The following is a 24,202-nucleotide window of genomic DNA, read 5'->3' as shown; positions in this document are numbered from 1 at the left end:
CCGCCTCATGTGGTTCAGGTTGTTCCGGGCCGGCACCCACCACCGGCGCCGGGATCAGCGATCGAAGTCGCCCCGCTCGCGCCACCGGTTCTCCAGGCGGTCGATGACCCCGCCGTTGCCGCGACGGGTCCGCCGGGTCGCGGTGCCGCCGACGGAGCGCAGCTCGGCGGTCTGGCTGCGCTTGTGCGCCAGCATCCAGAACGCCGCCGCGCCGAGCATCAGCACGAACCCGACCACCCCGAGCCACAGCTTGGAGCTGTCGGCGACGCCGTACACCACCAGGCCGAGGCCGGCGAGGATGAGCACCGCGGAGACGATGATGCGCCGGCGGGCGTGGAACTTCGGGTCGCTGTGGCGGACGGCCGAAGCGAACTTCGGGTCTTCGGACAGCGACCGCTCGATCTGCTCGAACAGCCTCTGCTCGTGCTCGGATAGCGGCACGGCTCTCCTCCCCGGTCCGCCAGGTCGGGCGGTCTTGGTGCTGAGGGTGCGACAGGGCGCCGATTCCCCAGCAGAAGATCGCCAAACCGTGAATACGTGTTGCAGCCGGACGACTGCTACCCGTCAGTCTACGAGGGCGTGGGCGGGTCGGAAAGCGGGACGACCATGCCCGGAGCGGGATTTTGTGGCAGAGGCCGGGCCGCGCCGGAAGAACGCCGGGTCGTACCGAGCAGACTGGCCGGACGGACGGCTCCCCGGCCGAACCGGGCGATGACCGCATCACTGGCCACCTCGGCCTCCCGCCAGCCGTCCTCCGCCTCGCCGAGGGCCAGCTGCCGCACCGCCCCCTCCGCTGCCAGCAGCCCCTCCAGGCGCACCCCCACCAGGCGGATGCGCTGCTGCGCCCGCACCGCCTCGAACAGCTCCCAGGCGGTCGACATGATCTCGTGCGCCACGTCGGTCGGGCCCGGCAGCGTCCGGGACCGGGAGATGGTCCGGAAGTCGGCGAACCGCACCTTGATCGACACGGTGCGCCCGGCCTGGCCGGAGGCACGGGCCCGCGCGGCGACCTTCTGCGCCAGCGCCAGCAGCATCTTGCGCAGCTGCTCCGGATCGCCCAGGTCGGTGTCGAAGGTGACCTCGGCCCCGATCGACTTCTCCTGGTGCTCCGTGCTGACCTGGCGCGGATCCCGCCCCCAGGCCAGCTCGTGCAGGTGCGCGGCCATGGCCTGGCCCACCGCCGCGCGCAGCAGGCCCGGCCCGGCGTGCGCCACGTCGGCGACGGTGCGCATGCCCAGCCGGCGCAGCGACTCCTCGGTGCGCTCGCCGACGCCCCACAGCACCGAGACCGGCAGCGGGTGCAGGAACTTCAGCGCCCGGTCCGCCGGGATCACCAGCAGGCCGTCCGGCTTGGCCCGGGTCGAGCCGAGCTTGGCCAGGAACTTGTTCGGCGCGACCCCGATCGAGCAGGTCAGCTGCTGCTCTTCGGCGATGCGGCGGCGGATCAGCGCGGCGATCTCGGCGGGCCGGCCGAACAGGCGGCGGCTGCCCGACACGTCGAGGAACGCCTCGTCCACCGACAGCGGCTCGACCAGCGGCGTGATGTCGCGGAACACCGCCATCACGGCCCGGGACGCCTGCGCGTACGCCTCCATGTCGGGCGGGATGAAGATCGCCTGCGGGCAGCGCGCCCGTGCCATCGCGGTGGGCATGGCGCTGCGCACGCCGTACTCCCGCGCTTCGTAGCTGGCCGAGGAGACGACGCCGCGGCCGCCCGTGCCACCCACCACCACCGGGAGCCCGCGCAGCTCAGGACGCCTGCGCACCTCCACCGAGGCGAAGAACGCGTCCATGTCGATGTGCAGGAACGGGCAGCCGGAATCGTCGCCGTCCGGCCCGAAGCCCTTCGGCGCGCCACCACCCGAGGCACGTCCCACGCGACGACGGTACCGCCCCGGTCCGACAGCCGGGCCGCGCGGAGCTGGTCAGGAGCGATACAGCAGGACCGGGATGCGCATCTCGGCCTCGGTGAGCGAGCCGTGCATGGCGACCAGGCGGGCGACCGACGGCGCGTCGGTGGCCGTGGCCAGCACCGCCTAGTTGTCCCGGCAGACCGCCACCACGTCGCCGAGCCGGGCCGCGTGCCGCGCGTCCACCGGGCCGTACCAGCCGGTGGCGATCGCCTCGTCCCGGGTGCCGATCCAGGCGGCGTGCCCGGCCAGCTCCCGCCACGCGGCCGCGACGTCGGCGGCGGCGCCGGGCTCGGTGTGCAGGTAGCGCACCCGCGGCTCGCCGGTGACCACCCGTACCCCGGCGGCGAGCGCGGGGTCGGCGTGCGCGTCGATACGGCGGTCGAACGGCACGTCCAGCTGGCCGTGGTCGGCCGTGACCAGCAGCGCCGCGTCCTCGGGCAGCCCGCCGACCAGCCGGGCCAGCAGCGTGTCCACCTCCGCCGCGGCGTCGGCCCACTGCGCCGAGGTCAGCCCGTGGCCGTGCCCGGCCTTGTCCAGCTGCGGGTGGTAGCCGTACACCAGCGCGGGTGCGGCGGCCTCCTTGAGCGCGCCGAGCATCCCGGCGGCCAGCTCGTCCGCGTCGGCGGCGGGCAGGTAGCGCGCGCCGTCGCTGGTCGCCACGGTGAGCCCGCTGCCGGCGTACTCGGGCCGGTTGACCACCGTGACGTCGATGCCGGCGGCGGCCGCGGCGCCGTAGCGCGGCGGGACGGGCACCCACTGCCGCGGCGGCGGGTCGTCGGCCCACAGGGTGTGGTTGAGCACCCGGCCGGTGCCCGGCACGATCGTGTTGAAGGCGAGCACCCCGTGCGCGCCCGGCAGCGCCCCGGTGGCCAGGCTGACCAGGCTGGTCGGCGTGGTCGAGGGGAAGCCGCAGGTGGTGCGCAGGGCGGCGCCCAGCTCGCCGCGCAGGGTGGCCGCGATCACCGGCCCGACCTCGGCCAGCGCGGGCAGCTGGTGCCAGCCCATGCCGTCGACCAGCAGCACCGCGACGCGGCGTACGCCGTCGAGGCGCGCGGCCAGGCCCAGCGGGTCGGCGCCCGGCAGGCCGAGCGCGGCGAGCGCCCCCGGCAGCACGTCGGCGAGGGTGCCGCGCGGGTAGTCCGGTGCGACGAACACGGGCGCCTCCCGGGCCGTAGGTCAGTGGGCGGCGGGCCCGCGGCGGCGGGCCAGCAGGTGCAGCTGGGTGGCGACGTCGCGGTACGGCGGCAGGGCCGCGGCGGCGAGCTCGAACGCCAGCAGCGACTCCGGGTCGGCGTCGGCGATCACCCCCGGCACCAGGTCGGCGACGACGCGCACGCCGTGCGTCTGCTCCACCTGCAGCCCGGCGCCGGACAGCAGCTCCCCGGCGGTGTCCAGGTCGAAGCGGCGGCGCGCGGTGTCCCGCCCGGCCGTCCGGGCGGCGGGGTCGTGCAGCAGGTCGGTGGCGGCCTGCCACTGCCCGGCCGTGGCGCGCGAGAGCACCGCCGCGGCGCGGTTGGCGACCAGCACGCTGGCCGCGCCGCCGGGGCGCAGGGCGTCGTGCAGCGCCTGCGCGACGGCAGCGGGGTCGTCCACCACCTCCAGCACGGCGTGGCACAGCACCAGGTCGGCGGCGGCGGGCGGGACCAGGTCGCCCAGCGAGTCGGCGTCGCCCTGCAGCGCGTGCACGCGGTCGGCGACCCCGGCGTCGGTGGCCCGGCGCAGCAGCGAGGCCAGGGCGTCCGGGCTCGGGTCGACGACGGTCACGGTGTGCCCGGCCTCGGCCAGGGGCACGGCGAAGCCGCCGGTGCCCCCGCCGACGTCCACCACGCTGAGCGGGCGGCCGTCCTGACCGGCCAGCTCGCCGCGCAGCACGGACCAGATCACGGCGGTACGGGGGCCCGCGATGCGGGCGTGCGCCACTGTTCGCTCCACGCCGCCGAGCCTATCGGCAGACCGGCCTCATGTGCGCACTCCATAACCCGCGCCGGATCCCCGCTCGATCACGAGCGCGCCCTCGTACCGCTTCATGAGCTGCTCGGTCTCCTCATCGGTGAGGTCGGCCGACAGCCGCAGCGCGCACGAGGCCGGATCCACCTGGGTGCTGAACTTCAGATCCGCCGCGCGGGGCAGGAAGTCGCGCCGGTGCAGTTCTATCTGGACCTGCTCCAGGTCGACCCGGGACCGCGGGCAGGAGACCACTCGGTACTGCTTGACCTTGATGAACCTGCGGGCGCCCTCGATGACGGCGCCGGAGTCGGGGCCCTTCTGGTACACCGAGAGCACCAGCGTGCGGTCCGAGCTGAGGGTCGAGCCGAGGAAGACCTCGTGGTTGCCCCGGATGTAGTCGTCGAGGTTCTTCGGCGCGCCGGCCACGACGACGCGGACCACCGAGCCCGCCGCGGCGATCGTGCCGGGCGGCGGGTCGGTGACGGCGACGGTGCCGGGCTCCAGCAGCAGGCCGGGCTCATACCTGATGAGCGCGACCAGGCCGGCGGCCGGGAACTCCTTCTCGACGAGGTCGACGCTCTTGTTGGTCAGGTCGGGCACGCGCGCCGTGGGCCCCGTGGAGGGGGACGGCGGCGGAGGGATCTCCGCCGGGGGCACCTGCGCGGCGCAGGCGCCGAGCGCGCCCGCGCACACCAGCGCGGCCGCCCGCGCCGCCCAGCTTGCCGATCCGCCCATGTCACGCCTCACTTCTCTCGGCCCACCCGGTCTGCTCGGTTGGAGGGCGCCGTCGCGGCGCCGGTTCCCCCGTGCTGTGCCGTTTCTCCGGCGTCAGCTCGTCAGCACGCTCACGCCGAGGTAGGACTCGATGCTGGACAGGTGCTCGGCCAGCACGGACGTGCAGGAGCCGGACGAGCAGCCGATGATCATGGCGACGGCGGTGGCGTTGCTCGTGCCGGTCCGGATGTAGACGGGGCCGCCGGAGTCGCCGTTCTTCACGATGACGTCGCCGCCGCGGTTGCCCTGCATCAGGCCGTACGTGCAACCGTCGGCGGCGCACAGCACGCCCTGCAGGGAGTTCACCGAGATGCCGCAGGTGGCCTTGGTGACCATGCCGCTCAGGCAGACCGAGTCGCCGATCACCGGGTTGCGCTTGGCGGTGACGAACCGCTCCGTCGGGCAGCACGGATCCGAGTGGATCTTGTTGTCGTACGTCTCCGCCGACGAGCTGACGAACATGATGTCGTACGCCGGGTAGTTGGTCTTGCCCGACGCCGCGCCCCAGTACTGCGTCGAGGAGTAGATGCTCTGACCGTTGCTGAAGCAGTGCCCGGCGGTGGTGCCGCCGATCCGGCCGTCGCTGCGCCGCGCGATGAAGCCGCTGGTGCAGGTGTTCGTCGCCCCGGAGCCGGCCCGCAGCCCGGCGCCGCCGAAGTGGGGCTCGCCGTCGTTGAGCCGCCCGGTGCGCCCCGCCCCGTCAAGGGTCACGTCCGCCACGTCGCCGAGCGCGTCCCGCAGCGCCTGGGCCGCCTCCGGGTAGCCGGGGTCGAAGGAGACCCGGTAGCGGGAGTCGGCGGCGTCGAGGTAGTAGCTGAACGTCGCGGCGGCCGCGTCCGGGTGCCAGGCGCGGGCGAACAGCAGCTCGTCCGCCGCGATCAGGCGGTCCGCCGAGAAGCAGCCGACCTTGACCTCCGTCGGGGCGACGGCGGTGTCGCGCGCGGAGGGCATCGCGGCGATCCGGGTGCCGACCTCCTCGGCCCGCTCCCCCGCCTCGGGGGTGAGCACGACCGTGACGGTGCGGGTGTTGTGGTCGATCGCACTGCCGATCAGGCCCAGGCGCAGCGTGTCCGAAACGCGCTGCTTGCCGTCCGGGACACCCAGCGCCGCCTGCGCCGCCCGCTGGACCGCGAAGTTGGCCTGCCGGACCGGCGCCGTGTCGAGCCACTGCAGGTAGGCGGGCGTCCCGTCGGCCGCCCGCGCGGCGCGCAGGGCGGGTGCCGGCCCGGCGACCCGGCAGTCGGCGGTGGGCGGCGCCGCCTGGGCGGGCAGCGAGGTGACCAGGGTGGCCAGCATCAGCCCGCAACCGGCTACGGCGAGCAGCGACTTTCGCATCCGATGTCCGTTCGTCCCAGGGGTGATGGGTCTTGGGAACGGTATCGGCAGAAACAGGTCCACACAAGACGTTCTCACGTCCTTTACGGACTGGTGGTAATCGGCGCGCTACTAACGGAAATCGCGCGAGGCGGCCGGGGTGGCCACCGGCAGCGGCGCGAGCTGGTCCGCGACCAGATTGCGCACCCCGGACGCGGACTCCAGCCGGCCGCGCACCAGCAGCGCCGCGCTGGACCGGGCCACCGTCCGGTGGCGCTGCCACAGCCCCGGCGAGCAGACCACGTTGAGCATCCCGGTCTCGTCCTCCAGGTTCAGGAAGGTCACCCCGCCCGCGGTGGCCGGCCGCTGCCGGTGCGTGACCAGCCCGCCGACCAGCACCCGGGTCCCGTGCTCGACGCCGGTCAGCCGCGAGATCGGCAGCGCGCCCCGCGCGGTCAGCCGCTCCCGGACCAGCCGGATCGGATGGTCTTCCGGGGACAGCCCGGTCGCCCACACGTCGGCGACCAGCCGGTCCACGTCCTCCATGCCGGGCAGCACCGGCGCGTGCACCCCGGCGACCGTGCCCGGCAGCCGGTCCGGGGTGTCGGTGGCCGCCGCGCCCGCCGCCCACAGCGCGGCCCGCCGGTCCAGCCCGAAGCAGGCGAACGCGTCCGCGGTGGCCAGCGCCTCCAGCTGCGGCGCGGTCAGGCCGGTGCGCCGGGCCAGGTCGGTCATGTCCGCGTACGCCCCGGCGCGCTCGCGCTCCTCGACGATGCGTTTCGCGACGTCCTCGCCCAGCGTGCGCACGCTGTCCAGGCCCAGCCGCACGGCCGGCCCGCCCAGCCCCCACTGCGACGGCTGCTCCCCCGGCAGGCTGCCCGAACGGTCCCCCGGCGCCCACTCCAGGCCCGCCTTGACCGGGCTCGCGTTCACGTCCGGGCGGCGCACTTGGACCCCGTGCCGCCGCGCGTCGTCGACCAGCGACTGCGGCGAGTAGAAGCCCATCGGCTGCGCCCCGAGCAGCGCCGCGCAGAACGCCGCCGGGTGGTATCGCTTGAGCCAGGCGCTGGCGTACACCAGGTAGGCGAAGCTCATCGCGTGGCTCTCCGGGAAGCCGTAGTTGGCGAACGCGGACAGCTTGGCGAAGATGTCGTCGGCCAGCGCGCCCTCGATCCCGTTGCGGGCCATGCCCTCGAAGAGCCGGCCGCGCAGCCGCTCCATCCGGTCCATCGAGCGCTTCGAGCCCATGGCGCGGCGCAGCTGGTCGGCCTCCACCGGGGTGAAGTCGGCGACGTCGATGGCCAGCTGCATCATCTGCTCCTGGAACAGCGGCACGCCCAGCGTCCGGGCCAGCGAGTTGTGCATGCGCGGGTGCGGGATGTCCACCGGCTCCTGCCCGTTCTTGCGCCGGATGAACGGGTGCACCGAGCCGCCCTGGATCGGGCCGGGCCGGATCAGCGCCACCTCCACCACCAGGTCGTAGAAGCGCTCCGGGCGCAGCCGGGGCAGCGTCGACATCTGCGCGCGGCTCTCCACCTGGAACACCCCGACCGTGTCGGCGCGGCACAGCATCGCGTACACCTCGGGGTCGTCGGGTTTGAGGTCGCCGAGATCCAGCTCCTGCCCGAGGAAGTCGAAGGCGTAGTGCAGCGCCGACAGCATGCCCAGGCCCAGCAGGTCGAACTTGACCAGGTCGACCGCGGCGCAGTCGTCCTTGTCCCACTGCAGCACGGTGCGGCCGGGCATGCGCGCCCACTCCACCGGGCACACCTCGATGATCGGCCGGTCGCAGATGACCATGCCGCCGGAGTGGATGCCCAGGTGCCGCGGGGCGGCCAGCAGCTCGTTGGCGTACTCCAGCACGTGCGGCGGGATGCCGTCCACGTCCCCCGCGGACACCGCGCTCCACCGGTCGATCTGCTTGCTCCAGGCGTCCTGCTGCCCGGCGGAGAAGCCGAACGCGCGCGCCACGTCCCGCACCGCCGAACGCGGCCGGTACGAGATCACGTTGGCGACCTGCGCGGTGTGCTGCCGGTCGTAGCGCCGGTAGACGTACTGGATGACCTCCTCCCGCCGGTCGGACTCGATGTCCACGTCGATGTCGGGCGGGCCGTCCCGCTCCGGGGCCAGGAAGCGCTCGAACAGCAGCCCGCCCTCGCCGCCGACCGGGTCCACATTGGTGATCCGCAGCGCGTAGCAGACCGCCGAGTTCGCCGCCGACCCCCGCCCCTGGCAGTAGATCTTCTTCTCCCGGCAGAACCGCACGATGTCCCACACCACCAGGAAGTAGCCGGGGAACTCCAGCTGCTCGATCATCCTCAGCTCGTGCTCGATGCGCTCGTACGCCTCCGGATACGCCTCACGCGGCCCGTAGCGCTCGGCCGCCCCCTCCAGCGTGCGCGCCCGCAGGAACGCCGCCTCCTCGACCCGGTTGTTGTGCTCGTCGGTGAACGGGGGCAGCTTCGGCGCCACCAGCCGCAGGTCGAAGGCCAGCTCCCGGCCCAGCTCGGCGGCGTACGCCACCGCGCCCCGAGCCAGCGGATGCGGCATCGCCGCGAACCGGGCCGCCATCTCCGCGCCCGAGCGCAGGTGCGCCGTGGCCGCCGCGGGCAGATACCCGTCGAGCTGGTCCAGGCTGGTCCGGGCGCGCACCGCCGCGGTCACCGTGGCCAGCCGCCGCCGCGCCGGCTGGTGATAGTGGACGTTGTTGCTGGCGAGCACGCGCAGCCCGGCCCGCTCCGCCAGCGCGCACAGCGCGTCGTTGCGGTCCCCGTCGTACGGGTCGGCGTGGTCGATCAGCTCCACCACCACGTTCTCCGGCCCGAACAGCGCCGCCAGCCGGTCCAGCTCCCACGCCGCCGCGTCCACCCCGCCGGTGAGCAGCGCCCGCGACACCGCGCCCTTGCGGCACCCGGTGAGGATCACGGCGCTTTGCTGGAGGGTCTCGGCGATCTTCTCCAGCTCGTACTTCGGGCGGCCCTTCTCGCCGCCTTCGAGATGCGCCTCGGACAGGGCGCGGGCCAGGTTCGCGTACCCCTGCGGCCCCCGCGCCAGCACCAGCAGGTGGGTGCCCGCCGGATCCGGCGCGCCCCCGCCGCGCGGCACCCCCGCCAGGTTCAGCTCCGCCCCGAACACGGTCGGCAGCCCGTGCTCCCGCGCCGCCTCCGCGAACCGCACCACCCCGTAGAGCCCGTCGTGATCGGTGACCGCCAGCGCCTCCAGCCCCAGCCGCACCGCCTCCGCGACCAGCTCCTCCGGATCGCTCGCCCCGTCCAGAAAGCTGAAGTTGGTATGACAGTGCAGCTCCGCATACGGCACCACATCCCGCGGCCGCTCCACCGCCCCCGCCCGATACGGCTCCCTCTTCCGCGAAAACCCCGGCCCATCACCCCCGTCAGCCACCGCCAGCGGATCGACCACCAGGCCGCCCCGCATCCGCCGCTCCAGCTCCCCCCACAGCATCCGATGCTGACTATCAAACCCCACTCGAACAACTGTACTAACCCCCAGCCCACCCCACCTCCCACCCCCCTCTACCGCGTTGATCATGAACTTAAGTGCGTGTTCGACGGCGTGTCGCAACCCTGGCACCGTGATCAACACTGCCGACAGGGCGCCCGGCACCGGCCGAGGGCCCGAAACGATCACGGACGAAGGGTTGCGACACGCCGTCGAACACGTCCCGAAGTTCATGATCAACCCGCAGGAGGCCGCGGGGCCGGTCAGTCGAACTGGAGGGTGATGGTCCACTGGCCGGCGGCGAGGGTCAGAAGGACGGCGCGGCCGGTGGCCAGGAGGACCTGGAGGCGGGCGGCGCGGTGGGCGCGGCGGGAGTCCCACCACTGCTCGTCCACGGGCCAGGGACCGGCCCAGCCGGTGATCTCGGCCGTTCGGCCGTCAAGCACCAGGAACGCCGGGTCGGCGCTGAGCTCCAGGCGGGCGGTGATGCGGACCTCCTCGCCGTCGGCGGCGAGCAGCCGGGCGGGCTGCGGCTCGACCAGGACCACGGCGGGCGCGGGCGGGGGCAGCCGGCCGGGCCACGGGCCGTCGGGGCGCACCGGCACCCGCTCGTCCCCCCACGGCACCAGGGTGGCCTGCTCACCGGGGTCACGGCCGCCGCCGAGCACCGCGGTCAGCACCGCTTCGGGGCCGAGGATGCCCTGCACCCGATGCAGGGCCCGGTGCGCGCGGTCGCGCTCGGCGCCGACGTCGCCCCAGAGCCCTGCCTGCAGCCCCGCCTGGCGCACCAGCCCGTCCGGGACCAGCCGCAGCGCGGCGATCCCGGCGGTCATCCGGCGCTGGGTGATCCAGCCCTCCAGCTGCCAGCGGGTGCGGTCGGCGATGGCCTGCGCGGTGAGCACGCCGTCGTGGCGCCATACCCGGTGCAGCTCCCGGCCGTCGGCGGTGACCGCGCCGATCTCCAGCCGGGTGGCCGCCAGGCCGTGCGCGGCGAGCCGCTCGTGCAGCTGCTCGGCCAGCGCGCGGGCGGCGAACGCGGCGGTGTCGACCCGGTCGACCGGCTCGTCGTAGCGCTCCTCGATCTCCAGCTCGGGCGGGGCCTGACGGACCGCGAGCGGCCGGTCGTCGCGGCCCGCGGCGAGCCGCTGGGCCAGCGCCGCGTCGAGCCCGAACCGGGCCAGCACGTCACTGGGCGGCAGGGCCGCGAAATCACCCAGCGTGTGTACGCCGAGCCGGCGCAGCAGACTGGTCAGCTGCGGCCGGTCCAGGGTGCTGATCGGCATCGCGGCCAGGAAGGAGGCGGTCTGCCCGGGGGCGACGATCCGGCCGGCCCGGGCGGCCAGCAGCGCGGCGAAGGTGCCGTCGGCGACACCGAGCTGCGCCTCGACCCCGCACTCCTGCGCGACCTGCTCGACGATGCGCTCGGCGGCGGCCTCCTCGCCGCCGAAGTAGCGGGCCGGGCCGCGCGCCGCGAACGCGCAGACGCCCGCGCGCACCACCGCCACCGAGGCGGCGATCTCCTCGACGGCGGCGAGCACGGGCTCGAAGGCGCGTACGTCGCGCACCGGGTCGTAGTCCACGACGATCACCTGCGGGCACCTGCTCTGCGCCTCACGTTTGCGCAGGCCGCGGCGTACGCCCTCGGCGCGCGCGGCGGCGGAGGAGGCGATCACCCGGTTGGCGTGCAGCACCGCGACGGGCCGGTGCGCGGGCACCCCGTCCATCAGGTCGGCGGCGATGACCGGCCAGTCCGGACACCAGACGAGCATGGTCCGCTGGGCGGCGTCGCCCATCAGGACGCCTGGCCGAGCGGGACCGACCGCAGGTGACCACGGGTCCGGCCCTCATGGCGCGGGGTCCGGCCGGGCGGCGCGGGCAGGCAGTCCGGCCCGGCCGAGTCGGGCGCTCCGGCCGGGCCGGACACGGCGGCCACCCCGAGCGGAGCGGACGCGGCGGCTACCCCCAGTGGGCCGGACACGGCGGGCAGCCACATGGTGACCCGGCGAGGGCGGGCGGCGGCGCCCTTGCCGCGGGCGGTGATGCTCAGCTCACGGCAGCGCAGCCTGCCGTGACCCCGGCCCAGGCCGAGCCAGGCGCCCGCAACCGGGGTGAGCACGACGTCGGCGCCGTCCCAGTCGCCGAACGGCATCAGCACGCTGCCACGCTGCCGGGCGCGGGCGGCCAGCTGCTGGCGTACGGAGGCCGCGACCGGCCCGGTCGGCGCGGCGACCACCACGTCGAAGCCGTCGAGCAGCGCGCCGGTCACCGTGGTCCACTGCGGGCCGGGGTGCGGCACCAGGGCCAGCCGGTCGAGGGCGATGCCCATCTCGGCGGCGGCGGCCAGGCCCAGCGTCGGCAGGCCGACCACCGCGCACCAGGAGCCCGCGGACGAGGCGGCGGACAGCAGCGCCAGCAGCAGCGAGGTGGCCCCGCCGCAGCCGGGCGCGCCGGCGGGCGCCACGGCGACGGTGCTGCCGCGGCGCAGGCCGTGTCCGGGAAGGAGTTCGCGCAGCTCGGGCAGGACCGGCAGCATCCGGTCGACGCCCAGGCCGGCCCGCTCATCGGTGAGGTCGCTGGCTCGCCGCACCGATGCGTGCTGCAACTCCATTGACCGGGCCGCTTTCAGCCCCGTCATGGCGGTCATCCCCCCGTGTCGTACGTGGATAGGGTCTTGCGTTGCCGAGATGATCGGTATCTCGTGTCAGAACCTGCGGTCAGACCCCAGGTTCTGACACGAACTAGCGATCTTCACGGTCAAACGGTCAGCGCGGGCTGGATGGCGAGGTCCAGCGCCTCCTGCACCAGGTCGACGAAGTAGCCGGCCTGCAGCAGCAGCGCGTCGGCCTCCTCGGCGGTGACCCGGGCGATGCCCGCCTCGGCCGCGGACCGCTTGGCCGCGCCGGAGGAGAAGAGGGACGACCATGCGCTCATCTCGGGAGCGACCATGGACAGCAGCACCCACACGCTGGTGATCTGCCTGCGGCGGGCCGGGGCGGGCATGGCCCGGGCGGCGATCACGGCGGCGGCGGCGCGCAGCGCGGCGAGGTGGGCGGTGGCGTAGCGCTGGGCGGGTCCGTCGGTGTCGCGGGCCTCGGCGAGTCCGCGCCGGGCGAGGACGATCAGCTCGATCGGCGTGCGGTGCGGCAGCACGTGGGCCGGCACCTTCGTCGTGGCGTTCATGTCGGCGGCTCCCTCCTCGTTCGGCTGTCGCCAGCCGGACCTCATGACCGTCGCCTACCCGTATGACAGGTCTGGCGATCGCCCCTTGCCGAGCCACGGAGGAAGAACGTGGTGTAGCGCTCGCCGGCCGGGCGTGGAGCTTCCCCACGCCACACCCGGACCGGCTCGCCGGTCGGGCGGCCACCCGCTGCCCGGGGGTCGATGGGCAGCGAGCGGCTCCCGCCTGGTGGTCGCCCGGAGCCGCGAATCTCCGGTGACCTGGGCCGATGTCGCGAGCACCGGCCCGGGGCTCGCGTCGCGAACCGCTCCCCCCGAACGATGATCGAACACTTGTCCGAACAACGAGTAGAACGTTAGTTCGAAAAAACCCGGTTGTAAACCCTGACCCGCCGAGTAAGGACCGAATGCGGATACGCACATGACACCAGGTAGCCTTGACCGGTGCCGTTCCGTCCCCGGCCCGCTCTGGGCATCGTCATGGTCGCGCTGGCCAGCCTGCTGTTCGCCGTCAACGGCACCGTCTCCAAGCTGATCCTGCGCGCCGGGGTCAGCGCGCCCGATCTCACCACGCTGCGCGCCGTGGGCGCCTGCGCCGGCCTGCTCGTGCTCGGTGCGGCGCTGCGTCCCGGGCTGCGCCGCTTCACCGTCACCGCGCGGCAGCTGCCGCTGCTGATCGCGTACGGCCTGACCGGTTTCCTGCTCGTGCCGATGCTCTACTTCGTGGCCATCGCCCGGCTGCCGGTGGGCGTCGCGCTGCTGTTCGAGTACACCGCGCCGCTGTTCGTGGCGCTCTGGGCCCGCTTCGGCCAGCGCCACCGGGTGCGCCCCCGGCTGTGGGCAGGGCTGCTGCTGTGCCTGGCCGGGCTGGCCTGCGTCGCCGAGGTCTGGGGCGCGCTCAGCCTGGACGGCCTCGGCGTGGCGGCCGCGCTCGGCGCCGCCGTGCTGCTGGCCGCGTACTTCGTGCTCGGCGCGCAGGGCGTGACCGACCGGGACACCGTCTCCCTGACCGGCTGGGCGTTCGGCGTGTCGGCCGTGGCCGGGCTCCTGTTCCGGCTGCTCGGCGGCGCCGCGCCGGACTGGTCCGCGCTGGCCGGGCACACCGCCGGGGGCACGCCGCTCTGGCTGCTCGTCGCCTACCTGCTTGTCCTCGGCACCATCGTGCCGTACCTGCTGATCGCCGGCTCCCTGCGGCACCTGCCCGCCACCAGCGTGGGCATCCTCGGCATGATCGAGCCGGTGCTCGCCGCCGGGGTCGCCTTCGTCACCCTCGGCGAGCTGCTCAATCCGGCTCAGCTCGCGGGCGGCGCGCTGCTGCTCACCGGCGTCGCACTCGCCGAGACGGCCCGGGTGCCCGTGGCGGCGGTGATCGAGCCGGTGCCCCTGGGGCAGAATGAGGCCCGAGCCGTCGCGCCCGAACGCGACCGGCTGAGCGTGACCCGCTGACCGACCCGCCACCACGGAGGCTGGACCGAGGATGTTGTCGCACCCGAACGTGATCGCCGTCCAGCACGCGCTCGACGCCGCCGACGCCCGCGACCACACCGGCGCGGGCTGCCGCGTGATCGTCCTGGCGGACGGCGTGCACACCGCCGCCGCGGCCGCGGCGGCGCTCGGGGTCGAGCCGGCGCAGATCGCGAACTCGCTGATCTTCGAGGTCGACGGTGAACCGCTGCTCGTGCTGACCTCCGGCGGGCACCGCGTGGACACCGCCAAGGTCGCCGCCGAGCTGGGCGTGGCGAAGCTGCGCCGGGCCACGCCGGAGTTCGTCCGGGAGCACACCGGCCAGGTCATCGGCGGGGTCGCCCCGCTCGGCCACCCCAAGCCGGTGCGCACCCTGATCGACGTGGCGCTGGCCGCGTACGACCAGATCTGGGCCGCGGGCGGGGTGCCCCAGGCCGTCTTCCCGATCACCTATCCGGAGCTGCTGCGGGTCACGTCGGCGACGCCGGCGGAGGTCGCATGAGGCTGGTCCCCTGGACGCCGGACGATCTCGCCCGGCGCATGGACGACGTGCTGTCCGTGTTCGGCGAGGCGATGTCGTACCAGCCTCCGGCGCTGGCCGTACGGCGCGGTTACATCAGCACCCACCTGCAGCGGCCGCACTTCCGCGCGATCGCGACCGTGAGCACCGCGGGCCACCTGCTCGGCTTCGCGTACGGCTACCACTCCGAACCCGGCCAGTGGTGGCACGACCAGGTCAGCGCGGTGCTGGACGGGCCCGCGCGGCAGCGCTGGCTGGCCGACTGCTTCGAGGTCGTGGAGCTGCACGTACGCCCCTCCGCCCAGGGCCACGGCCTGGGCGAGGCGCAGCTGCGGGCGCTGCTGGCGATGACCCCGGCGGCGACCACGCTGCTGTCCACGCCCGAGGCCGACGAGCAGGCCTCCCGCGCCTGGCGCCTCTACCGCCGCACCGGCTTCGAGGACGTCTCCCGCCACCTCCTCTTCCCCGGCGACCCCCGCCCCTTCGCCGTCCTCGGCCGCAGCCTCCCCCTCCCCTTCCCCCAGCCTTGACCGCCCGACCTCAGCCTTGCCCGTCCGCCCCCGCGTCCTTGACCGTCCACCCTCGTCCCTGACCGTCCGGCGCGCGGCCTTGATCGTCCAGCGCGCGGCCTCGATCGTCCGGCGCGCGGCCTCGATCGTCCGACTTGCCTGGCAGATGGGCGTATCTTGGCCGCTCATTCGCCCGTCTGCCAGGCAAGTCGAGCGATCTTGGCTGGGACACGCGGCGCGGGCGGTCGGGGGGTCAGGTGAGGACTTTGCGGACGACGGTGAGGAGCTGGCCGAGGCCGAGGACGGCGAGGGAGAACCAGAGGACCAGGACCATGGTGACGATGCCGGCGGCGAGGTCGGCGCCGACCTGGGCGGTCGCGGCGGCGGCGAGCAGCAGGGCGAGCAGGGTCAGCCAGGCCCGGGTGGGCCGGTCGCCGATCGTCGCCGAACCCGCCGCCCGCAGGCCCACCGCCCCGGCCCGCGCCCGGATGTACTCGTGCAGCCACACCATCGCCGCGCAGGCCAGCAGCAGGGTCCGCTGGGCGCCCACCCCGGCCAGCGCGACCAGCCAGCACACCTCGGTCAGCCGGTCGAGCAGGCAGCGGTAGAACGAGCCGAGCCGGCTGGTCCGGCCCAGCAGCACCGACAGTGTCTGCCCGATCGTGTCCGCGGCCAGGCCGAGCAGCAGGAACAGCGCCGCGAGCGCGGGCCACGAGCCACCGCGCACCGCGCACAGCGGCACCAGCAGCGCGCAGGCCACCGCCACCGTCATCGCGTACGCGGGCCGCGCGCCGAACCGGGCCAGCACCCCGCCGACCCGGAACGCGGCCCGCAGCCACTTGCGCAGCAGCGGCCCGGCATGGCGCGGGTCGTAGCCGTCGTGCGAGCCCGACCAGCCGGCGACGTATCCGTCCCAGCTCATCCTCGCCGTCGGGTTAGGTGTCGGGGTCGTCGGTGCCGTCATGCTCCACTCCCGGTCCGCCTGCTCGGGCAGGCCACCCGGATGGGAGCTACACCGTCGCGCCCACCCGCAGCCGCTGCCACACCTCACGGGTGGCCGTCGACCGGTTCAACGTGATGAAGTGCAGCCCGGGTGCGCCCTCGGCCAGCAGCTTCGCACTCAGCTCGGTGGCCACCTCGACGCCGATGGCGCGCACCGCCCGCGGGTCGTCGGCGACGGCGCGCAGCCGCTCGGCCAGGTCCGCCGGGAACGCCGCGCCGGACAGCTGCGCCATGCGCTCGATCTGGCTGACGTTGGTGACCGGCATGATGCCCGGGATGATCGGCACGTGGCAGCCCGCGCCCGCCGCCGCGTCGCGCAGCCGGGCCCAGTCCTGCCAGTCGAAGAAGAACTGCGTGATGGCGTAGTCCGCGCCCGCGCGGCACTTGCGTACGAAGTGGTGCACGTCCGTGGCGTGGTCCGGCGAGCGCGGGTGCTTCTCCGGGAACGCGGCCACGCCCACGCAGTAGTCGCCGCTCTCCTTCAGCAGCCGCACCAGGTCCTCGGCGTAGTGCAGGCCCTGCGGGTGCGCCACCCACTCCGCCTGCGGGTCGCCCGGCGGGTCGCCGCGCAGCGCCAGCACGTTGCGCACGCCCGCGTCCGAGTAGTGCCCGATGACGTGCCGCAGCTCGGCCACCGAGTGGTTCACCGCGGTGAGGTGCCCCAGCGGCAGCAGCGTGGTCTCCGTGGCGATGCGCTCGGTGAGCTGCACGGTGGTGCCCCGGGTGCTGCCGCCCGCGCCGTACGTGATGGAGACGAAGGACGGCTGCAGCGACTCCAGCTCCCGGATCGCCTGCCACAGCAGGCGCTCGCCGTCGGCGGTCTTGGGCGGGAAGAACTCGAAGGAGAACGTCGGCGCCCCCGAGCTGAGCAGCTCACGCACGGTCGGGCGGGGTCCCGGCATGGTCGATGGGGCACGCAGCGTCACCCTCCCGACTCTAATGTCCGATCCGCCCTCCGGCCGCCGCGTCCCAGTTCGTGGTGGCGGCCCGATCGTGATCATGCTCACCGGCCCCAGCGTTCGCATCAGGCTCACCATGACTCGTCGCCGCCGAGGATCCAGTCCGCGGCCACCGCCGCCGCCTGGCCGTCCACCGGAACTCGACACGAGGCGAGCAGGCCGCGCTCGGCGTAACCCCGGGCCGGGCAGGGCCAGACCTGGCCACACGCCAGGCAGCTGTGCACCGGTGGGTGGAACCCGGCGTCCGGCACGTGATCGTGCAGCAGCCGCGCGGCCAGCCGCCACAGCAGCGGCTGCGGCACGTCCTCCGGCGGATCCAGCGGCGGGTTCTCCCAGTCGACCGTCGACAGCTTCATCGCGCCCTCCCCAGGTGCACGCGGACAGGTGCCGGGACGGCGCGAGCCGTTGGGAGAAGGCACGCCGCCCCGGCGGCTCGCGACCGGCCTCGGGAGTCGTCCACCAGCGCGAGCACGTTCATCGAAGCGCGGAGAAGCCCTCTTGGGAGGGGCCAGCCGCAGATTCACAGGGGCCAGGCCGCCGCCGGTCGTTACCCACCACCTGAGCAGCCACGACGCATCCCGTGACACCCCTGCGAGCGCCTGTCGCCGCAGGTCGGGCGCTGTCAATACTCCCGTGCCACTCCAGCGCCCGAGTGGTGCCGCCCGCAAGATCGCTGTCTCGTGTCGAGAAGTGGGTTCCGAGCGCACCTTTGGACACGAGACAGTGATCTTCGCGGCGGGCGCGGCCAGCCGCGGCGCGGGTTGTCGTACGGGGCCGGTAGAACCGGATCGGCGCATGGGGGCCTGCGCCGAGCCGGGGGTCGGCCGTTGTCACGTGAGCCGTGGGACGAGCCGGGAGGCCGCCATGCCCCGTCCGCCGCTGGGCAGACTGATCACCGAGACCCGCCGGAGCCGGGGGTACAGCCAGACCCGGCTGGCCGCACTGCTGTGCGCCGCCGCCGGTGCCGACACCGTCACCCGGCACGAGGTGAGCCGCTGGGAGCGGGGCGAGCGCCTGCCCGGCGGGCAGTGGCTGGCCTGGCTGGAGCTCGTGCTCGACCTGCCGCCCGCCCTGCTCGCCGCCACCGCCCGGCCCGCCCGCGGCCCGGCCCCGCCGGACGCCGTCGACCAGCTCTGCCGGCTGGCCGAGCGCTGGCTGCGCGAGACCGCGGACCGTTCCCCGCCGCCGGGGGAGGCGGCCGCGCCCGGCTCCCGGTCCGGCCATGCCGGGGACCGGACCGCGCGGGACGGTTCGCCGGCGGAGGCGGCCGGCTTGTTCGAGGGCGGGGGCGGCCGACCGCTGCTCGCGGAGCTGCGGCGGATGGACGACCTGGTGGGCGGGGCGGATCTGGCGCCGGTGGTACATCGGCGGTGGCGGCAGGCCGCGTCCCGCCTGCGCCGGGCGCGGGGGGCGGACCGGCGGCGGTTGCTGCGGCCCGCCGCCGAGCTGGCGCAGCTGGCCGGGTGGACGGCCGGGGACGCCGGGGACCAGGCCGCGGCGTTGCGGGCGTACCGCTCGGGCCTGCTGCTGGCGGCCGAGGCCGGGGACGCGGCCCTCGGCGGGCACCTGCTCGGCGGAGCCAGCCACCTGCTCGCCGAGGCGCGGCCGCGGGTGGCCTGGCAGCTGGCCCGGATCGGCGCGGCGGGGGCCCGCCGCGGGGGCACGCCGGGCCTCCGCGCCCTGCTCGCACACCGCGCGGCGCTGGCCGCGGCGCGGTGCGCGGACGGGAGCGCCGCCGGGCAGTCGCTGCTGGTCGCCCAGCGGCTCGGCGAGCAGCTCACCCCCGCGGCCGAGCCGTCCTGGCTGTACTGGCTGGATCAGGCCGAGCTGGCCGCGATGACGGGGCGCTGCCTGGTGCTGCTGGACCGGCCGCTGCGGGCGCTGCCGCTGCTGGACGGCGCGGCGGCCCGGCGCCGCGGCCAGCCGCGCACGGCGGCCGTGTACGCGGGGTGGCGGGCGCGGGCGCTGCTCGGCATCGGGGAGGTGGAGCAGGCGTGCGCGGCCGGCGGGGACGCGGCGATCGAGGCGGTGCGCTCGGGCTCGGTGCGGGCGGCGGAGCAGACCCGGGAGCTGTCGGCGCGGCTGGCCCGCCGCCGGCACATCCCGGCGGTACATGACCTGAGTGAGCTGATCAGGCAGCTCATGTCATACCTCCCGGGGTCATCGACGCCAGGTGGCGTGAACTAAGTTCGTGCTATGACCATTCACCCGGTGGACCGTGCCGCGCTGCGCCCGCGGGTCGAGAAGGCGCTGGCCGTCTTCCTCGCCGACCGCCGGGAGCACATGGCGGACATCGACACCGGCCTCGCGCCGATGGCCGACGCGGTGGAGTCGTTCGTGCTGGGCGGCGGCAAGCGGCTGCGCCCCGCGTTCGCGTACTGGGGTTACCGGGGCGCGGGCGGGGAGGACCGCGACGAGGTGGTGACCGCGCTCGCGTCGCTGGAGCTGGTGCAGGCCAGCGCCCTGATGCACGACGATCTGATGGACGCCTCCGACACCCGGCGCGGCGAGCCCGCGGTGCACCGCAGGTTCGCCATGCTGCACGACCGGGCGGGCTGGCAGGGCGGCGCGGACGGGTTCGGCGCCGCGGCGGCGATCCTGCTCGGCGACCTGTGCCTGGTCTGGTCCGACGAGCTGCTGCACGCCAGCGGGCTGGACCCGGTGACGGTCGCGCGGGCGCGGCCGGTGTTCGACCTGATGCGCACCGAGGTCATGATCGGGCAGTACCTGGACGTGCTGACCCAGGCGTCGGCGGACACCTCGGTGCAGCGCGCCTCACAGGTGGCGCGGTTCAAGTCGGCGAAGTACACCGTCGAGCATCCGCTGCTGCTGGGTGCGGCGCTGGCGGACGCCCCGGCCGAGCTGAGCGCGGCGTACTCGGCGTTCGGCCTGCCGCTGGGCGAGGCCTTCCAGCTGCGCGACGACGTGCTGGGCGTGTTCGGCGACCCGGCCGCGACCGGCAAGCCGGCCGGGGACGACCTGCGTGAGGGCAAGCGGACGTACCTGATCGCGATGGCGCTGACCCATGCCGCCCCGGCCGACCGGGACACGCTCGCGGCCGCGCTGGGCCGGGCCGACCTGGACGAGGGCGGCGTGGCGCAGCTGCGCCGGATCATCACCGAGTCGGGTGCGCTGGCCCGCACCGAGTCGTACATCGCGGAGCTGACCACGGCGGCGCTGACCGCGCTGGACGCCGCGCCGGTCGAGCCGGAGCCGGCTGACATGCTGCGCGAGCTGGCCGACGCCGCGGTCCGGCGGGCGGCCTGAGTCAGCGTTGCACCTGCCGGAAGCTCTCGTAGTGGTCGGCGGTGTAGTACAGGTCGCCGTCGCGTCCGGCCACCAGCCGCCGCGCGCCCCGGTCGCGTGAGCCTGGCGTGGGCACCGTGTACTCGCGGTAGTAGCCGCGCGGCTGCCTGGGCAGGATGCCCTCCAGGTTGCCGAACACCGTCCCGTCCTTGTCGTACGGGAACGGCCCGCCCGCGTCGATCAGCGCGACGGTCGCCACCGCCTCCTTGGGCAGGTCGCGCAGCGGCACCGTGGGCAGCCCGGACACCGGCGTCCGCGCGGCCGTGGCGGCGGGCGCGCCGCCGTCCGAGCCGGGTTGCATGGTGGTCCGCGCGCAGAAGCCGACCAGCGCCATGAGCGCCACGAGCAGCACCGCCGCCACGGCGGCGATGACGATGTTGCGCCGCGTCCCGAGCCTGTCCACACGAGGAGTGTGCGGCGTCGCGCAGTCCCGATCAAGGACCGTGGAATCATCATCGGGTGCTCCCCCGCCACGTCACGACCCGGGCCGCCGTCGCCCTCGGCTGCGTCTCCGGCGTGCTGCTGGCCGTGTCGGCGTTCCTGGCGGGCGCGCTGCCGGGCGGCGACCCGGGCCCCGGCCTGCGGCTGGGCGGATTCGGCGCGGTCCCGGCGAGCTTCCTCGCGGGCCTGCTCTGCTGGCTGGCCGGCATGACGGGGTGGACCGCCGCCTGGTGGCAGCTCGGCCGCCTCCTTCCCCGGGCCCACGCTCCCACCCTGCCGCTGGAGCAGCATCGCGGGAGCATGGAGCACGGGCGGGCACGGGACGCCGGGGTCGCCCTGACAGCCGGCCGGGTACTGCTGATCGGAGCGGCGTGGGCCGCGCCGCTGCTGTTCGCGCCACCGCTGGGCAGCCGGGACGTGTACGCGTACGCCTGCCAGGGCTGGCTGTGGCGCGCGGGGGTGGACCCGTACGCGCTGGGTGTCGCCGACGGCGGCTGCCCCTGGAGCGCGGCCGTCCCGGAACTGTGGTGGCACACCCCCACGCCCTACGGCCCCGCCGCGGTCGTCCTATCCGGCGCGGTGACCTGGCTCGGCGGCCTGCTCGGTGCGCTCGGCGGCCTGCGCCTGCTCGCCCTGGCCGCCCTCGCCCTGCTCGCCGCCACCCTGCCCACCGTCGCCCGCGCCTGCGGCGTCCCCCTCCCTGCCGCCTACTGGCTCGCCCTGCTCACCCCCCTGACCGCCGCCCACGCCCTCTCCGCCGCCCACAACGACATCGTGGTCGCCGCCCTCACCGTCACCGCCCTCGCCCTGGCCGTGACCCTCGCCCCACCACCCCAAGATCACGTTGATCTTGCGCGAACTGTTGCCCATTCGCCCGTTTCACCCGTGTCGTCCCCACAGTTCACGCAAGATCAACGCTCCGTGGGCGGCCCGGCGGAGCCCGCCCGCCCCGAGCCCGGCGAGGAGCGCGGCAGTTTCGGGGAAAGTGCAGCTCACGGTGCCTTGACGAGTGCAGTTTCCCCGAAACTGGCCCGCTGGAGCGCGGGGTGGGCGGCGGCGCTCGCGGGGGCGGCGGTCGCGGGGGCGGTGGGGATCAAGGTGACGGCGGTGGTGGTGGTGCCGTTCGTGTTGGTGCTGTTGGGGCGGCGGTGGTGGGTCGGGGCGGTGGCCGGGGTCGGCGGGTTTGCCCTGTTCAGCGTCGTGAGCGGGTTGGGGCTGGGGTGGGTCGGGGCGCTGCGGGGCACCGGGGAGCTGGCGCAGTGGAGTTCACCGCCGACAGCGGTGGGGATGACGGTGGGGTATCTGCTGCGCGGCGTCGGCCTGGGCGAGTGGGCGGACGCGGCGGTGACCGTGGCGCGGGTGCTGGGGGTGCTCATGCTGGCCGCGATCGGGCTGGTGGCGCTGCGGCACGCGTGGCGGCATCGGGGGCAGGCGCGGGTGGTGGTGCTCGCCTGCGGCTGGGTGATGGCGGCGACGGCGCTGCTCGGGCCGGTGTTCTATCCGTGGTACGCGGTGGCGCCGCTGGCCGTGCTGGCGGCGGCCGAGACCGACGCGCGACGGCGGCGGTGGCTGGCCGTCGCGGCGGCCGGGTGCGCGTTCCTGACCCTGCCCAACGGGCTCGGGGTGCCGGTGCTGACCAAGGCGGTGGGCGCGTTCGCGGTCACCGCCGCGCTGATCGCCGCCGCCGTCCGGTCCAGACCCAGAGCGAGAGCGTGAACAGCACCAGCGCGAAGCCGAACACCAGGTCCTCGACGGGGGCGTACGCCACGCGCAGGCCGGTGATCGCCTCCGGCGCGTAGCGGACCACGCCGCGCCCGGTCAGGATGCCGTTGGACAGCAGCTGGAACAGCAGCACGATCGGGTACGTCGCCCAGAACGCGAGACTCGCCAGCAGCCGGGTGCGCAGCACGAACAGGTCGACCGCGACCGCCCCGGCCAGCCCCAGCAGAGCCGCCACGGTGTACGTCACGATCGCCCGAACCTGGCCAGCACGGTACGGACCGCCTCGTAGCCCAGGATCGCGCACAGCGGCACGACCAGGAAGAACAGCAGCTCCTCCAGCGGCAGCCCGCCGGGCAGCCAGACGCCCAGCACCTGCGCGTGGTCGAAGCTCCAGTGCCCGGCCGCGATCGCGGCGAGGTCCCAGGCGGCGAACACGGCCACCACCGGCACGGCGACCAGCAGCAGCCGCCGCCACTGGCGCAGCACGCCCACCCGCAGCACCGGCTCCAGCCACAACGCGCACAGCAGGCAGCCGAGCAGCACCGCGAGGTAGGCGTACACGGTCAGAAGGCCACGGCCTGCGCGCGGCGCTTGACCTCACGTGCCTTGTCGCCGCCGAGCGCCGCCGCCGGTGTCCCCGGAAGCGTGTCGTCGGCGGTGTAGAGCCACCGCATCGCCTCATCGTCGTTGTACCCGGCGTCGCGCAGCAACGTCAGCACGCCGGGGAGGTGCTTGAGCACGATGTCGTTCGCCACCAGCTCCGCCGGCACCTGGCGCACGCCCTCGTGGCGCACCGCCAGCAGCGTGCCGTCCTTGATCAGCTGGTGCACCTTGATGATCGACAACCCGAGCCGCTCGGCCACGTCCGGCAGCGTCAGCCAGCTCGCGGGCGCGTCGGTCGTCGAATGCGTAGTTTCGGCCACCTCCACACCTTGCCACGTCGCCGACCCGGGCCACCACCGCATCCCCGACCCGGGCGGCTCCGTGCCCGTGGAAAGGACCCACCGATGAATCCCTGGCACCTGATCAAGCGCGAGTTCGGCGGCGCGGTCCGCTCGCTGCGCTACGACCTGGCGCGGCGCCGGATGAACGACGAGACGGTGATCATGCCGGTGCTCGGCGACGAGCCGCCGCGCCCCACCACCCGGCACCGCGCGGTGCTGGCGACGGGGGCGATGCTGCTCGCCTCGGTGGGGGTGGGCGGCTACTACGCCGTCACCGCCGGGGTGGACGCGCTGCTCGGCGACGACCGGGCGCCCGGCGCGCTGCCGCGGGTGCCCGCGCCGGCGTCCTCCCCGGCGCCGGTGCCCTGGCGCCAGGCCGGGGCGATGCCCAGCCCCACCGCGGCCCGGGACGTGCCCGCCGCCATCGTGTCGACCACCCCCTCGCCCCGCCGCTCGCCGTCCCCGAGCCCGTCCGCGTGCGACTGCGAGGCCACGCCGACGCCGTCCGCGTCTGCCTCCCCGTCCCCGTCGCCCTCCCCGTCTCCCTCGCCGAGCCCGTCGCCCAGCCCCAGCCCGTCCGCCTCGCCGTCGACGCCGGCCGCGGCGTCCGCCTCGGCGGTGGTGACGCCCGGCACACCGGGCCCGGCCGAGGAGAGCTCACCAGCCGCCACGCGTACGCCAGAGATCGCCTGACATGCGGAAACCGCAGGTCGCGGCACGGTCGCACGCGCGGGTGTACGGCTTGGGCCCA

The 24,202-nt window shown here is 74.8% G+C and carries 23 protein-coding genes and 1 pseudogene; 7 read left to right on the top strand and 17 right to left on the bottom strand.

The window, feature by feature from the left end:
• Positions 1-54: 54 nt before the first annotated feature.
• The 10 genes and pseudogenes from Cba03nite_RS01830 to Cba03nite_RS01785 all read right to left on the bottom strand — a co-directional run bounded on the left by Cba03nite_RS01830 (position 55) and on the right by Cba03nite_RS01785 (position 12,587).
• The gene (locus tag Cba03nite_RS01830; protein WP_203740934.1) at positions 55-441 is read right to left on the bottom strand and encodes an SCO2097 family morphological protein; all 387 of its coding nucleotides are present in this window, start codon (positions 439-441) and stop codon (positions 55-57) included.
• Between the two features lie 128 nt (positions 442-569).
• On the bottom strand, positions 570-1,877 hold the full coding sequence (locus Cba03nite_RS01825) for a DNA polymerase IV (protein ID WP_275411526.1): 1,308 nt from the start codon (positions 1,875-1,877) through the stop codon (positions 570-572).
• 48 nt (positions 1,878-1,925) lie between these two features.
• Positions 1,926-3,172 (bottom strand): annotated as a pseudogene (locus Cba03nite_RS01820) (alkaline phosphatase family protein); the annotation flags it as partial.
• Positions 3,090-3,845, bottom strand: coding sequence for a methyltransferase domain-containing protein (locus Cba03nite_RS01815; protein ID WP_203740932.1), 756 nt, complete (start codon positions 3,843-3,845; stop codon positions 3,090-3,092). The gene Cba03nite_RS01815 and the pseudogene Cba03nite_RS01820, both read right to left, overlap by 83 nt.
• 27 nt (positions 3,846-3,872) lie before the next feature.
• Entirely contained in the window at positions 3,873-4,595 is a 723-nt protein-coding gene (locus Cba03nite_RS01810; RefSeq protein ID WP_203740930.1) for a PASTA domain-containing protein, read from the bottom strand.
• Between the two features lie 93 nt (positions 4,596-4,688).
• Positions 4,689-5,969 (bottom strand): chymotrypsin family serine protease, encoded by a 1,281-nt coding sequence (locus tag Cba03nite_RS01805; protein WP_203740928.1) that lies wholly within the window; start codon positions 5,967-5,969, stop codon positions 4,689-4,691.
• Between the two features lie 111 nt (positions 5,970-6,080).
• Positions 6,081-9,410, bottom strand: a complete 3,330-nt coding sequence (locus Cba03nite_RS01800; protein ID WP_203740961.1) for an error-prone DNA polymerase — start codon at positions 9,408-9,410, stop codon at positions 6,081-6,083.
• A 260-nt stretch (positions 9,411-9,670) separates the two neighbouring features.
• Positions 9,671-11,200 (bottom strand): DNA polymerase Y family protein, encoded by a 1,530-nt coding sequence (locus Cba03nite_RS01795; protein WP_203740926.1) that lies wholly within the window; start codon positions 11,198-11,200, stop codon positions 9,671-9,673.
• Positions 11,200-12,015: a DnaE2-dependent mutagenesis accessory factor ImuA' gene (gene imuA' / locus Cba03nite_RS01790; RefSeq protein WP_203740924.1), complete on the bottom strand. Its 816-nt coding sequence runs from the start codon at positions 12,013-12,015 to the stop codon at positions 11,200-11,202. Before imuA' ends, Cba03nite_RS01795 begins: the two co-directional genes overlap by 1 nt.
• Before the next feature lie 146 nt (positions 12,016-12,161).
• Positions 12,162-12,587 carry an SAV_6107 family HEPN domain-containing protein gene (locus tag Cba03nite_RS01785; protein WP_203740922.1) on the bottom strand — a complete coding sequence of 142 codons (426 nt, stop codon included), beginning with the start codon at positions 12,585-12,587 and terminating at the stop codon, positions 12,162-12,164.
• 441 nt (positions 12,588-13,028) lie between these two features.
• On the opposite strand from Cba03nite_RS01785, the gene Cba03nite_RS01780 reads away from it, so the two are divergent.
• Genes Cba03nite_RS01780 through Cba03nite_RS01770 form a run of 3 tightly spaced genes read left to right on the top strand, consistent with a single transcriptional unit; the run spans position 13,029 to position 15,098 of the window.
• A complete protein-coding gene (locus Cba03nite_RS01780; RefSeq protein WP_203740920.1) occupies positions 13,029-14,030 on the top strand; it encodes an EamA family transporter in 1,002 nt (333 codons plus the stop codon).
• A gap of 31 nt (positions 14,031-14,061) precedes the next feature.
• Entirely contained in the window at positions 14,062-14,550 is a 489-nt protein-coding gene (locus tag Cba03nite_RS01775) for a YbaK/EbsC family protein (RefSeq protein WP_203740918.1), read from the top strand.
• Positions 14,547-15,098, top strand: coding sequence for a GNAT family N-acetyltransferase (locus tag Cba03nite_RS01770; RefSeq protein WP_203740916.1), 552 nt, complete (start codon positions 14,547-14,549; stop codon positions 15,096-15,098). The genes Cba03nite_RS01775 and Cba03nite_RS01770 overlap by 4 nt, the downstream gene beginning before the upstream one ends.
• 232 nt (positions 15,099-15,330) lie before the next feature.
• Here the strand turns inward: Cba03nite_RS01770 and Cba03nite_RS01765 are convergent, their stop codons facing one another.
• The 3 genes from Cba03nite_RS01765 to Cba03nite_RS01755 all read right to left on the bottom strand — a co-directional run bounded on the left by Cba03nite_RS01765 (position 15,331) and on the right by Cba03nite_RS01755 (position 17,394).
• Positions 15,331-16,041 carry a CDP-alcohol phosphatidyltransferase family protein gene (locus Cba03nite_RS01765; protein ID WP_203740914.1) on the bottom strand — a complete coding sequence of 237 codons (711 nt, stop codon included), beginning with the start codon at positions 16,039-16,041 and terminating at the stop codon, positions 15,331-15,333.
• Between the two features lie 46 nt (positions 16,042-16,087).
• The gene (gene metF / locus Cba03nite_RS01760; RefSeq protein WP_203740912.1) at positions 16,088-17,005 is read right to left on the bottom strand and encodes a methylenetetrahydrofolate reductase [NAD(P)H]; all 918 of its coding nucleotides are present in this window, start codon (positions 17,003-17,005) and stop codon (positions 16,088-16,090) included.
• A gap of 104 nt (positions 17,006-17,109) precedes the next feature.
• On the bottom strand, positions 17,110-17,394 hold the full coding sequence (locus tag Cba03nite_RS01755; protein ID WP_203740910.1) for a hypothetical protein: 285 nt from the start codon (positions 17,392-17,394) through the stop codon (positions 17,110-17,112).
• Between the two features lie 508 nt (positions 17,395-17,902).
• Between Cba03nite_RS01755 and Cba03nite_RS01750 the strand changes: the two genes are divergently transcribed.
• Positions 17,903-19,225, top strand: a complete 1,323-nt coding sequence (locus Cba03nite_RS01750; RefSeq protein WP_203740908.1) for an NsdA family TPR-like regulatory protein — start codon at positions 17,903-17,905, stop codon at positions 19,223-19,225.
• 9 nt (positions 19,226-19,234) lie between these two features.
• On the top strand, positions 19,235-20,305 hold the full coding sequence (locus tag Cba03nite_RS01745) for a polyprenyl synthetase family protein (protein WP_239125388.1): 1,071 nt from the start codon (positions 19,235-19,237) through the stop codon (positions 20,303-20,305).
• Between the two features lies 1 nt (position 20,306).
• On the opposite strand, the gene Cba03nite_RS01740 is transcribed toward Cba03nite_RS01745, so the two are convergent.
• Positions 20,307-20,747 (bottom strand): guanyl-specific ribonuclease, encoded by a 441-nt coding sequence (locus tag Cba03nite_RS01740; protein ID WP_239125387.1) that lies wholly within the window; start codon positions 20,745-20,747, stop codon positions 20,307-20,309.
• A 56-nt stretch (positions 20,748-20,803) separates the two neighbouring features.
• On the opposite strand from Cba03nite_RS01740, the gene mptB reads away from it, so the two are divergent.
• Entirely contained in the window at positions 20,804-22,501 is a 1,698-nt protein-coding gene (gene mptB / locus Cba03nite_RS01735; protein ID WP_203740906.1) for a polyprenol phosphomannose-dependent alpha 1,6 mannosyltransferase MptB, read from the top strand.
• Here mptB and Cba03nite_RS01730 read toward each other — a convergent pair.
• The 3 genes from Cba03nite_RS01730 to Cba03nite_RS01720 are packed head-to-tail and all read right to left on the bottom strand — an operon-like array spanning position 22,446 to position 23,472.
• Entirely contained in the window at positions 22,446-22,754 is a 309-nt protein-coding gene (locus tag Cba03nite_RS01730; protein ID WP_203740904.1) for a lycopene cyclase domain-containing protein, read from the bottom strand. The genes mptB and Cba03nite_RS01730 overlap by 56 nt on opposite strands.
• Positions 22,751-23,068: a lycopene cyclase domain-containing protein gene (locus tag Cba03nite_RS01725; protein WP_239125386.1), complete on the bottom strand. Its 318-nt coding sequence runs from the start codon at positions 23,066-23,068 to the stop codon at positions 22,751-22,753. The genes Cba03nite_RS01730 and Cba03nite_RS01725 overlap by 4 nt, the downstream gene beginning before the upstream one ends.
• Positions 23,069-23,070: 2 nt before the next feature.
• The gene (locus Cba03nite_RS01720; protein ID WP_203740902.1) at positions 23,071-23,472 is read right to left on the bottom strand and encodes an Rv2175c family DNA-binding protein; all 402 of its coding nucleotides are present in this window, start codon (positions 23,470-23,472) and stop codon (positions 23,071-23,073) included.
• Positions 23,473-23,514: 42 nt separating this feature from the next.
• Between Cba03nite_RS01720 and Cba03nite_RS01715 the strand changes: the two genes are divergently transcribed.
• On the top strand, positions 23,515-24,144 hold the full coding sequence (locus Cba03nite_RS01715) for a hypothetical protein (RefSeq protein WP_203740900.1): 630 nt from the start codon (positions 23,515-23,517) through the stop codon (positions 24,142-24,144).
• The last annotated feature ends 58 nt before the right edge of the window (positions 24,145-24,202 follow it).

Origin of the sequence: Catellatospora bangladeshensis, from assembly GCF_016862575.1 — a bacterium.
Taxonomy (GTDB): Bacteria; Actinomycetota; Actinomycetes; order Mycobacteriales; family Micromonosporaceae; genus Catellatospora; species Catellatospora bangladeshensis.
Note: the sequence above shows the minus strand (reverse complement) of the source record. Positions and strands in the feature narration are given on the sequence as shown.